General features: G+C 29.5%; 5 protein-coding genes. 1 reads left to right on the top strand and 4 read right to left on the bottom strand.

Annotation, left to right across the window (positions count from 1 at the left end; all coding sequences use genetic code 11):
• Positions 1–133: 133 nt before the first annotated feature.
• Both GM3708_RS05785 and GM3708_RS05790 read right to left on the bottom strand, forming a co-directional pair.
• The gene (locus GM3708_RS05785; RefSeq protein WP_066344816.1) at positions 134–2029 is read right to left on the bottom strand and encodes a CASTOR/POLLUX-related putative ion channel; all 1896 of its coding nucleotides are present in this window, start codon (positions 2027–2029) and stop codon (positions 134–136) included.
• Positions 2030–2052: 23 nt separating this feature from the next.
• Positions 2053–3153 (bottom strand): response regulator, encoded by a 1101-nt coding sequence (locus tag GM3708_RS05790; protein WP_066344817.1) that lies wholly within the window; start codon positions 3151–3153, stop codon positions 2053–2055.
• 197 nt (positions 3154–3350) lie between these two features.
• Between GM3708_RS05790 and GM3708_RS05795 the strand changes: the two genes are divergently transcribed.
• Positions 3351–7079: a GAF domain-containing protein gene (locus GM3708_RS05795; protein WP_066344818.1), complete on the top strand. Its 3729-nt coding sequence runs from the start codon at positions 3351–3353 to the stop codon at positions 7077–7079.
• A gap of 227 nt (positions 7080–7306) precedes the next feature.
• On the opposite strand, the gene GM3708_RS05800 is transcribed toward GM3708_RS05795, so the two are convergent.
• A complete protein-coding gene (locus tag GM3708_RS05800) occupies positions 7307–9049 on the bottom strand; it encodes a Gldg family protein (protein ID WP_071827594.1) in 1743 nt (580 codons plus the stop codon).
• A gap of 94 nt (positions 9050–9143) precedes the next feature.
• Positions 9144–12908 (bottom strand): chromosome segregation protein SMC, encoded by a 3765-nt coding sequence (gene smc / locus GM3708_RS05805; RefSeq protein WP_066344821.1) that lies wholly within the window; start codon positions 12906–12908, stop codon positions 9144–9146.
• Between the last annotated feature and the right edge of the window lie 189 nt (positions 12909–13097).

Genomic DNA, 13097 nt, shown 5'->3' on the forward strand with positions numbered 1-13097 from the left:
TGCTCTCATTTCTTTAATCACCGAATAATTAAGGATTCTTACATTGAACTTAAGTATATTATTGTGTTGGGGAAAATGGAATAGATAGGTCTAAACTTATTGGTAGTCAGCTATCAGTTTAATGATCAAAAAATCAAGATTGAGAAATCACAATAATTTGATCTTGATCATTAAAACCAATAATATTAGATTTTGGAGGATTGAGGACGATGCCATAGTTTTTTGCTTTATTGTTGGCGTATGCTTTGATGCGATAACCAATTACTGATTCATTTTGTTTATTGGCTGAAGCGACTACAGTATAAAAACTTAATGGTTGATCGATTATGACATAATTAGTAATTGGTTTAAGATAAATTTCTGATCCTTCAGGGCTTAATAATTCTTCAAAAATTTCCTGATTAGTTTTGTTTTCTGCAATTTGTGCCATGATTAAGCTAATAATACGTTCACTGATCACAAAATCATCAGGCTTTGCAATAGAGGCTAAATCTTGGTTTCTAGCATCTAACATTTCTGTTACAATAGTTTGATTTCCTCGTTGATAATCTTTTGTTAAATGACGTAATTGTAATAAAGTGACTAAAGTTTGAGCATCGGCTAATTCTGGTTCAACTTGATCTGAAGAAGTTAGTAAAATTTGGTCATAACTAGATAAATTTAACTGTTGAAGAACATTATATTCTGTTGGTTCACCTTGATGATATTTAACTTTTTGATGGATTAAATTCAATGTATTTTCTGCTAAACCAGTTTCTGATTCTGGAAGATTAGCAACAACAGTAACTAAAGAATCAGCACCGACATAATCATCTAATAATTTAATCATTGAAGGTACTCGAACATTCCAACCCAATATTAAGGTATTTTCTGATTTTGGTGGTATCGGAATAGCGGTGGTAATCAGTTTAGAATCAATATTTAATTCTACTTCTCTTAAACAAGCAGTATCATCATCTTCAGCGATAATAATTAATTGTTCGTTGGCTTGAAATAATCTTTCTTGGGGAGGATTTAGTTCTATTTTTCCTTCTTTATTTCTAATTCCAATTACTGAAGCATTTTCATGGGCTAGAACTATTTCACCATAATTTTTATCAACTAAATCTTGTTGTGAATATAGATAAATTTCATTGCCGCTAAAATCAAATAAATCCATATAGATTAAAGATAAGCCAGACTGAAGACTGGTTTGGACAATGATACGGGAAATAATATCATTAGTTAATAAACTTGATCCTTGATTTCCAGTAATTAACTTAATAATATCTAAACTTTTTTCTTCCTGAACCTCTGCAACAATATGATAAGATTTTCGATCATCTCTTTGAATATTCATAATTGCTAACAAAGTTTTAATCAAATTAATATCACCATACTCTGACGGTGAATTAAGAATAATTATTGAGCGAGAATTTTGAATATTAACTAAAGCTAAATCATTAAAATCACTAGATTTTCCATGACGGCAAATAATGGGAGTATGATATTTAAAATTCAAAGATTTTTGTATATTTTCTTCCATTTCAACTTTATCTTCCTCGCTCAGAATTACAATTGAACATTTAGGATTATTAACATTGGCAAGAATTAATTCTGATAGGAGGGTAAAAATTTGAAAAGACCAACCAAGAATTACGATATGATCATTTTCTATTACCTGTGATCTTCCTTTTCTTAAATCTTGTAATTTACTTTCAATACCACTACTTAATAAACCAATTAAAGTACTGATGATAAAAATACCGCCAAAGGTGACAAATAACATAAATAAACGAAATAACCACCCCGTATCACCTCCTACCGTGCCCGTATCAAGAGTGCGCATTAAAACACCCCAGACGGCTTCGGGAAAACTATAGGGAGAGGAATCAGGAGAAGTTAATCCTGTGATGGTAATAATAATTGCAGTAATTAAAATAAATAAACCTGAAATGATTGCTAAACCGCCAATAAGAGAAATAGTTCCCTTTGCCATAAAATTATCAAAGGCATAATGTAATCGATCTAGTAAAGTAACTTTTTTCATTTGTATGATTTTATCTAATAAGATTAATTTTGTTCTAATTTTTGTGAATAGTCAGAAAATTCTACAATAAAAATATTACCTTTTTCTGCATTATTTTCTACTCTAATTGTGCCATTATGTGCTTCGATCGCCATTTTACAAAATGCTAAACCTAAACCAAGTTGTTGTACTTCTTCCATCTCTGAAGCAATTTGATATTTTTCAAAAATTAATTGTTTTTTATCCTCAGAAATATTATTGCCAAAATCAATGATTTTTATCTGAATAATGTTATTTTCTAAGTAATTAAGTTCACAAATTATTTTACTATCATTAGGAGAAAATTTAATAGCATTGGCTAATAAGTTATTAATAATTCTACCGATTATTTGAGAATCTATAATGACCGTTTTTTCTTGAGAAGGTAGGTTCAAAATTAATTGAATATTACAAAAATTTGCAGCATTTTTAAAAGTATTAATTTCTGATTTTAAAAGTTGATTAATATTTTTTTCTTTCAATGATAAAATAAGTTGACCATATTGTAATTTACCCATTTGTAGTAAATTATCAATTTGATTATTTAAAATTTCCCCTGAACTAACAATTTCGTCAACTTTTTCTAAATAAATTTCTGGAGATATTTGAGGTATTTTTAAAATTCCTGCACAAAGAATAATATTGGTTAAAGGATTACGTAAATCATGAACAATGATGCTGGTCATTTCTTCTCTTAAATTTAACAATTCTTGTAAAGAATCATATTGTTTTTTTATCCTTAACATGGAGTGAACACGGGCTGATAATTCCGCACGATTAACTGGTTTACTGATAAAATCATCAGCACCAGCTTCTAAACATTTAGCTAAATCTTTTTTCTCATTTAATGCCGTAACCATAATGATAGGAATCGACTGCCATAGAGAATTTGCTTTAATAATTTTACAAATTTCAATACCATCTAAATCAGGCATCATCACATCTAAAATAATCAAGTCTGGTTTAATTATTTCTAATTGACATAAAGCATTTTTACCGCTAGAACTATAGTGCAAATCATACCTATAATCATAGAGTAAACCTTCAATAATATCAAAGTTATTAGGATCATCATCTATTACTAAAATAGAAATTTTTTGTGTCATTAATTTAACTTAGTTTATCAAAATAATAATTAATTTATTTACTATTTAAAAATTATCTTCTGAAAATTTACTGCATAATTAAGCAATCTTATATAATCTTATTGATAACTAATTTTTTAAAATAAATCTACTTTTTTAAAGATAGAGATTTCTAATTCAGTATATTTACTTAACTTTCATCCTATTTTTACCTGAACATGAATATTGAGACAGAATTGAGACAAAAAATCTTTGATTTAGAAAAAAAAATTGAGCTACAAAACTTAGTTTCTAATATCTCCAATCAGATTCGTGAGTCCTTTATTTTAGAAAAAATTTTGTCCACTTGTGTGACACAAATAAGAGACTTTATTAATTGCGATCGAGTTTTAGTATTTCAATTTGAACCAGACTATAGTGGTATTATCATCGCCGAATCTGTGACTAACAATTTTCCTTCAAGTTTGGGTAATCGCATTGAAGATAGTTGTTTTATAGAAAAGACAAGCATTCTTTATCAAAAAAATATTCCTATTATTGTTAATAATATTTATGAAACAAATTATACTAAATGTCATTTACAATTATTGAAAGAGTATAAAGTAAAAGGTAATCTAGTTGTACCCCTAAGAATCAAAGATGATTTGTGGGGGTTATTAATTGCACATAAATGTTGTGATTGCTCTAAATGGGAAGAAACAGACATCGTACTTTTGCAAGAAATAGGTAAACAATTAGAAATTGCTATTAATCAAAGTATAATGTACAAAAAATTAGCAGAAAGTGAAAAGTTATATGGAGAAGCTCAAAAAATAGCACATATAGGCAGTTGGGAACATAATGTTCAAGATAAAAGTACTTATTGGTCTGAAGAATCATATAATATTCTTGAACTTAGTCCTCAAGAATGTGAGCCTTCCTTTGAAAAATTTTGTGATATAGTTCACCCCGATGATCTTTGCTTAGTGCAAACAAACTATGCCAATCATATCGCTTATGGTGATGATTATGATTTTGTTCATCGTCTTCTCATGAAAGATGGCAGAATCAAATATGTTAGAGAAAAATGTAGAACTATTTATGATTCGGAAGGAAATCCATTACGATCTTTTGGAACGATGCAAGATGTAACTTCACAGAAGTCAGCAGAAAACATTATTAAGCTGATTATGGAAGGAACTTCAAATAGTATTAATGGACAAGAATTTTTTACTGCCCTAGTCACAAAAATTGGTGAAGCTATCAATAAATCTCATATTGTCGTGTGTGATTTGAGAGATGATTCTGCTTATGCTAAAACATTGGCATTTTGGGCAAAAGGAAAATTACAACCTAATATAAATTACAAACTTGAAAATACTCCTTGCGAAAAAGTATCAGAAAATCAATATTATTTTTGTTGCCAAAATCTTCAACAGTATTTTCCCTACGACTTGTTTTTAAAAGAAATATCAGCTCAAAGTTATGTTGGTATTAGTTTACTGGATATGAATGGAAATAGTTTAGGGCATCTTTGTATTTTAGATGAAAATCCTATAAGTACAGATATGGCTAACCAGATTAAAAATATTTTAGAAATATTTGCACCCCGTGCCAGTGCTGAATTATTACGCCTTAGAAAAGATGAAAACTTACAAGAAATTAACGCTATTTTAGAAGCAAAAATTCAAGAGCGTACAAAAGAATTAGAGTCTTCTCGACAATTTATTAAAACTGTTCTTGATACGATTCCCTTGCCAGTATTTTGGAAAAACCAAGAATCGATATTTTTGGGATGTAATCAAAAACTCGCAGAAATTATGGACTTACAATCTACTTCCGAGATAATTGGAAAAAGAAAAGCTGATTTTCATAATCAAAATATAGAGGTGAATAATTATATTGATGATGAAATTGTATTATGCGATCAAGAAATTATAACCACTGGTACAGCTAAATTAGCCATTGAAGAAACCTTAACTTTACCTAATGGCGAACAACGATTGATAGAAACCTATAAAGCACCATTAAAGGATTTGGATGGTAACATAATTGGTTTAGTGGGAATGTTTTTAGACATCACCATTAAAAAGCAAATAGAAGAAGAAAAACAAAGATTAATATTGGAATTACAACAAAAGAATAATCTTCTTAGTGGTATAACTAACGCACAATCTCAATTTATTACTGCCGAAAGTCGCTCTACCATTTTTGAAAGTTTACTTTCTAGTATCCTAGAGTTCACTGATAGCGAATATGGTTTTATAGCAGAAGTTTTATCTCAACAAGATGATAGCTTCGTAATCGAAGAAACTATCCTACAAACAAGAAGTATTCCTTCTATTCAAAGCCAAAATATCACAAATATTTCATGGGATCAAAAAAACCAGAAATTTTATGAATCAAACCATAGAAAAGGTATGGAATTGACTAACATAAATACCCTATTCAACACCATCATCATCACGGGGAAACCAATTATCAGTAATAATCCTCAAACCAATAATCTTGATGAAGATTTTGCCGAAAAACATTCTTTTCTTAATGCTTTTTTAGGAATTCCTTTTTTCAGTAACTCTCAATTAATTGGAATTTTAGGTATTGCTAATCGTCAAGAAGGATATGATCACTCTCTAATTGAGTATTTACAGCCATTTATAATCACTTGTACAAACCTTATTAAAGGTTATAGAATCGATCGACAAAGAAGATGTGCAGAAGAACAATTATATAGAAGTAATAAAGAATTAATCCGTGCTACTCGTCTTAAAGATGAATTTTTAGCGAATATGAGTCATGAATTGCGAACTCCTCTTAATGCTATTTTAGGTAACGCAGAAATTCTCTTAGAACAAATTTTTGGAGAAATTAATGATAGACAAGAAAAAAGTCTTAAAACCATTGAAAATAGCGGCAATCATCTTCTTGAGTTAATCAATGATATTCTCGATGTAGCAAAAATAGAATCAGGTCAAATGAAGTTAGAACTTAATTCTACTTCCCTTGAGTCTTTATGCCAATCTGCCATCACTTTCGTACAACAACAAGCCTTTAAAAAGCAAATTCAACTCATTTCTATAATCCCTAAGTCTTTACCTAATTTATTACTAGATCAAAAACGTATTCGTCAAGTCTTAATCAATTTGCTTAATAATGCGGTTAAATTTACCTCTGAAAGAGGAAAAATTACCCTAGAAATATCTTTAATTAATAACTCAGACAAAGAAGATCAAACATATTTACGCATAACTATAACTGATACAGGAATTGGTATTAGTTCTGAAAATATCCCACTATTATTTAAACCTTTTATTCAAATAGATAGTACTCTTAATCGTCAATATGTCGGAACAGGTTTAGGATTGGCATTAGTTAAACAAATTATAGAACTTCACCAAGGAAAAGTTGGAGTGACTAGCCAAATTGGTGAAGGCAGTTGTTTTTATATTGACTTACCCTATTCTGTTTCAAGTCTTTCTTTTTTTCCAACTTCCATTATCAAAACTCATTTTCATGACAAGGATATTCACATACCTTCGGCGACAAATTCCCCTTTAATTTTATTAGCAGAAGATAATGAAGCCAATATCCTCACCATTTCTAGTTATTTGTCCGCTAAAGGTTATCGTTTAATTGTGGCTCATAATGGCAAAGAAGCCATCCTTATAACGAAAACACATCATCCTGATTTAATTTTGATGGATATTCAAATGCCTGAAATCAATGGATTAGAAGCAATCAAAAGCATTCGACAACAAAAATCTTTTAACAATATTCCTATTATTGTTCTCACGGCATTAACCATGGAAGGCGATCGTACACTACCACTTCATGATCGCCATATACCTCTAAAAGAGTCACTCCATAATCGACAACTTTATCTTGATATAGGAGCTAACGATTATATTAGTAAACCCGTTCGCCTTAAAGAATTAGTCACTAAAATAGAAAAACTAATTAGAGTGTGATGAAAAAGTATGAGAGATGAGGGTAACTATCCGCTTTTTTCCTCTCTTAACTTTATCAAACTGGTATTAAATTTTAAGGTTTTGTCAAAGACTTTGACTTTCCAAAGTTTTTGGTCGATAATTTTTATTTCAGTTTTGCTACAGTTTGAAATATTACACCTTAGATAAAAAATCCCTGTTTAAGTAAGATCATTACTAGAAACAAGAAGTCACTTCTTCATAATTATTTATCGGCTTCTTTGCCACCATGTAACGATAGAAGCAGTAAAAGCTAATCCAGGAATAATAAATAAAGCTAACCAACCAATTAAACCACCTTGAAAAGTACTAAGATTAATTCTACGATTAGAAGGCTCTTTGGGACTAATGGATAATGTCGAATTTTCTTCATTAGCTAACCATCCTACCGTATTGATAAATAAATCAGAATTTAACTGTTGTTGAAACCAGCCATCTGTGGCAAAGTTAGCATTTCCGATAACTACTATTCTGCTTTCTGAAGGCTGAGATTTCGAGATTGTTTGATTATTGTTTTTTTCTTCTAAAGGAGTTTTTATTGTTGGTGGTTGAGGCAAGTTTTCATCTATTTTATTTTCATTCATTGATTCTTGCTTTATTGGAGCTTCCACATTATTTTTGACAGATAAATCATTTTTACTATCTAAACCATCTCCTTGAAGATTTAAAGATTTATTGAGGATATTTTTTTTAGCTAATGCAACCCCAATATTTAAAGGACCGGGTAAATCTGTTGTAGGATCTAGTTCTACATTTTCCCCTTCAGGATTTCTTTCACCCCATGATTGATTATTGGTAATTAAAAAAGGTGTTGCGGTGACATCTGCCACAGTTTCGGTTATGATTGGTCTTGCCCAAGGAAATAAACTCATACCATTGCCAAAATTTTGGGTAATAGGATGTGTACCATAATCAACAATTATAGTAATAGAAGGACCTAAACCGAAAACTTCTCCAGTGCCCGAAGCATCAACAACGAGTCTGTCATCAAATTTTATGCCCCATTCTTTGATTATTTGATCAAGATTCACATTATTTCCCGCATTGGACATAATCAATAAACTACCACCATTGTCTAAGTATTTTTCAATAATTTTTATCTCCCCCTCCAATAATTTTTGTTCAGGATTACTAATTATTACAACATTAGCATCAGGAGGAATTAGAGGAGAAGTAGCCAAAGTAAGAGAATTAATCATATAACCTTTATCTCTTAAGGTTTTTACTGCTTGAGATAAACTAACTTGTCCTTCTTCTATTGGTGATTCCCCATGACCTTGTAAGATATAAATAATGGGTTGTGTAGTTTGTTGAATTTTGGCTATCGCATTAGTTAGTTTGATCTCAGAAAGACGATTATCTGAAGATAAAGTTTGTACTAATTGTTGTTTATCTGCATACTCTAAATAAACATCTCCTAGACGAGTAACTTGAAATTTTTGAGCCAAATTAATATCTACTTGAGGATCAACAAATTGATATTGAAATTTATTATTTTTTCTACTATAATCTTGAAGTAATTTGCGATCAAAATCATTGGGTAGTGTACTAAAAATATATACTTTTAAAGGTTGACTTAAATTAGTAACTAATTGTTGAGATTGAGGAGAAAGAGTGTAAAGATTATTCTCCGTAAAATCTATTTTTACCGAATATTTGAGTGCTAAAAAATTAACTAAAGCTAAAATTAATAATAAAGCAGAAGTAGAAATTATGGCATTAGTACCCGCTTCAATGCCTCGTTTGCCCCAAAAACTTTTATTGGTGTAAAGAAAAAGAGATATTCCACAAATAATAACTATTATTCCACTGCTTATAATGGCAATAATAATATTAGATAAATTATCAGTCACTTGTAATAAAACGATTCCTACTGATATTAAAAAAATACCTAAGAAAAAAAGGTAATTAAGATATTTTTTTATCTTGACAATTAAAGTAAATTTTTTCATAAGTTTTAAATAAAAATAACAAGTAAATAAAGTTTATCTTTATTATCTATTTTGAACAAAAAATTATCCATTATCTATTACCCACTATTAATTATCAACTTAACTTAATACCCAAAACTTGAGTATAAGCACCTTTAGCTTGAGTTACTCCTATAGTACGTTCTGAAGCCTCAATCATTGGTCTTCTTAAACTTACCACAATAAATTGAGCAGATTGTGCCTGTTGTTGAATCATTTTTGAAAGTTTTTCCACATTTGCACCGTCCAAGAACATATCCACTTCATCAAAAGCATAAAAAGGGGAAGGACGATACCTTTGTAAAGCGAAAATAAAACTTAGTGCAGTTAAAGATTTTTCTCCCCCAGACATTGAGCTTAATCTTTGAACGGGTTTGCCTTTAGGATGAGCAACGAGAGTTAAGCCACCATTGAAAGGATTATTTTCATCCTCTAATTTTAAGTAACCATCACCTTCTGAAAGAGTAGCAAAAATTGTTTTAAAGTTTTCATTCACCGCAGTAAAAGCTTCTTTAAATGCTCTTAATCTTAAAGTTGTAAAATTTTCTACTCTTAATAATAATTCTGTCCTTTCTCCTGCTAAAGTTATTAGTTTTTCTGATAATTCTTCCAATCTTTTTTGATTCTTTTCATACTGTTCTAAAGCTAACATATTAACAGGTTCAAGAGCTTCTAATTTTTTTTCTCCTTTACGAATTTCTTGCTTAATTTGCTCAAGTTGATCTTGCAAACTATCAAAAGTAATTTTCTGATTAATTTCTCCTGCCTGACTATTATTAACTAACCAAGGAATTTCAGGTAAAGGATTAGGTAAATCTTGACTTATTTCATCTATTTGCAAAGTTATTTCATTTAATTTAGTTTGTGATTCTTGGTGTTGTAAAACTAATTTTTCGATTGACCATTTTAATTGTTGATGTTCATTTTCTAACTGTTTAACTAAATTTTCTTGTTTATTTCTTCTTTGTTTTATATCCTCTAATTTTTGAGCTAATTCTTGAAAAAGATTTTCATACTTAGTAATTTTTTGGGCAATAATATTTAACTCATCAATCAAATTAGTTTTTTCTTCACTAACTTGATTTTTTTGAGCCAATAAAAAATTTATTTTTTCTTTTCCTTCTTTAATTTTAGTCTCTAAGTCTTGATAATTAGTAATTAACCTATCTAAATTTTGTTGACTTTTATTAAATATAGATTGCTTCTGTTCTAATAACAATTCTTGTTCACTAATAACTTGCTGTAAATTTTGCCACTCTTGATTATCATAACTAGACTCTAACTCTTTTAATTCTTCTTGTTTTAATGCAGATTGATGCTGTAACAAAGGCAAATTTTGTTCAATATTATTTAACTCTTGTTTACTGTGAACTAAGGCTTGATAATTCTTAGCATTACTAGCAATAATTTTTTCTTTATCTTGTTCTAAACGACTAATTTCTTGTTGACATTGTTCTAAAATTAACTGTTTTTTTTGTCTTTCTTGTCTTTCTTGATTTAACTCTTCTGAACATCTCTTGACTAACTCTCTTTTTTCTGATATTTTCAAACTAAGATGGATGATTATGTCTTCAATTTCACTTATTCTATTCCTTAAATCTAAAAACTCCTTACTTTCTGTGGAAGATACTCTCCCAAATTTTAAGGTTGAGCGAGAAGAAATACTCCCTCCTGTCATTGCTCCACTAGACTCTAACAATTCTCCATCTAAAGTAACTATACGCCCTTGCCCTGTTAATTTTCGTGCCGAATCCAAGTCTTCAAAAATAACAGTATTACCGAAAACATAAGCAAAAATTCCCTGATAAGTTGATTCAAACTTAACTAAATTAACGGCTAAATCAATAAAACCTTGTGCTTGAGAAATTTCCCTAGGAATATTAAAACGAGGAGATTGTATTTTATTCAACGGTAAAAAAGTTGCTCTTCCTGCCTTTTGTTGTTTAAGAAGTTTTATCCCCATTGCGGCGACAGTGTCATCTTCCACCACCATAAACCCTAAACGACTTCCTGCTGCAATTTCTAACGCCAATTGATACTTAGAATCCACCTCTCCCAAATGTGCCACCAAGCCACAAACACCGGGTAAGTCAGAATTTAAAATAATTTTACTCCCATAAGTACCTTGTGCTTCTTGTTGTGCTTGTTTAGTTGCCTCTAATTTATCTAATTGTCGTTGTTTTTCCCTTTGCTCTATTTGTAAACGATTAATAGTATCTTGATTTAAAGAAATTTCTGCTTCAACTTTTGCTAAATTTTGAGCTAATTCTTGAATTTTATACTCTGATTTAGTTATTTCTGCCTCTAAAGTAGGTGATTGATCATTTTTTTTGTTAATATCTTCTTGATACTGGTTTATTTGTTCATTTTCATTCTTAATAGTTAATTGTAACTTACTACATCTTTCTACTAATAAAGCCTGTTGGGTTAACTGAGGATTTAATTCTTTTTGAATAGCTGTAATTTCTTGGTTTAATGCTGTTTGTTTAGCTACCCAGATTTGAGATTTAGAAGCAATTTGTTGTGCTTTTTGTTTATAATCATTTAACTGATTTTTGATAATACTCTTTTCCTTTTCTAAATGAGGAATAAAGTTATCTTCTAATTGTTTAATCTCTGTAGATACAGTTATTAATTGTTGTTGATAATTATTAATTTTTTTCTCAATTTCTTCTTTTTCAAAAACTAAACTTTTATCTAAATCAAATAACTCTTGCTCTCTTTTTAAAAGTTGTTCTCGCTTTGCTTTATCACTAGCTAATCTTGAAGCAATGGTAATTTGCTCTTCTTCCCCTAATGCCTTAACTTCTTCATTTAATATAATTAATTCCCTATTCGCTATCAGAATTTTATCATCAATTTTACTCAAGTTTTGTGTTTTATTAATTTGTGTATTTTCTAAATCTAATAACTCTTTTTTTATCTCTTCTTTTTGTTGCTGTAAAAAACGCCAATTAATGACAATTTGCCACTGTTTTTTTTCATGAATTTGAATCTTCAGTTTTTGATATTTAGCTGCTTTTTCCGAATCTTGTTTGAGTTTTGCACTATTTTCGATTAACTCATCTTGAATAATATGACATTTCTCTTCTCTTTCTTTTACTGCTTCTAAAGTTGTCTTGGTTTGCTCAATTTTGCGATCAAATTCTGCAACACCAGCTAATTCATCAATAATCTCTCGTCTTTCTTTGCCATTCATAGTAATAATACGGGTAACATCTCCTTGTAAAACCACGTTATAACCTTCAGGATAAATCCGTAAACGATTTAATTGCTCATGCAACTCACTAGCATTACAAGGACTATCATTCAAATAAAAAGTCGAAGCATAACTGCCTCCTTTCGTCACCCGTAAACGACGAGTAATTTTTAATTCGGATAGCGAATCGAGGTCAAATTTTTTTTCTGTCTCTTTTTCTAGATGATCAATAATATTTTCTGACTCATTTTCTTGAATGTTATTACTACTATAAAAATTATCTTTATCTTGATTTTTACTATTATGATTTATATTTATATTTTTTGAATTATTGTAGTTATTATCTATTAATAAATTATTATTTAAGCTATCTAAATTACTCAAATCAAAAGTAACAGAAACAATAGTCTCTAAAATTTTATTATTATTATTTTGACTATTATTGATCAAATCTGGTAATCTTTCCGCCCTCATTCCCTTAGAACTAGCTAAGCCTAAACAAAATAATAAAGCATCTAAAATATTTGATTTTCCTGAGCCATTTGGTCCAGAAACTACTGTAAAACCGGGTAAAAAAGGAATAGAATTACTACCTCCAAAAGACTTAAAACGAGATAATTCAACACGCTTCACATAAACCATAGGATAAATTAATAATCGACAATGAACAACAAATTGATTATTACTGATTATAAATTATAAAAAAATATATATAATAATTTTCAATCATTTGTGAGAAATAAAATAATTTTCTGAAATAAAGATTAATATATAGCAGTCCTAAATGAATTGCCATATCGAAATTGCAAAAAAAAACGCCCAAACTTTTTT

It is taken from the genome of Geminocystis sp. NIES-3708, assembly GCF_001548095.1.
Taxonomy (GTDB): Bacteria; Cyanobacteriota; Cyanobacteriia; order Cyanobacteriales; family Cyanobacteriaceae; genus Geminocystis.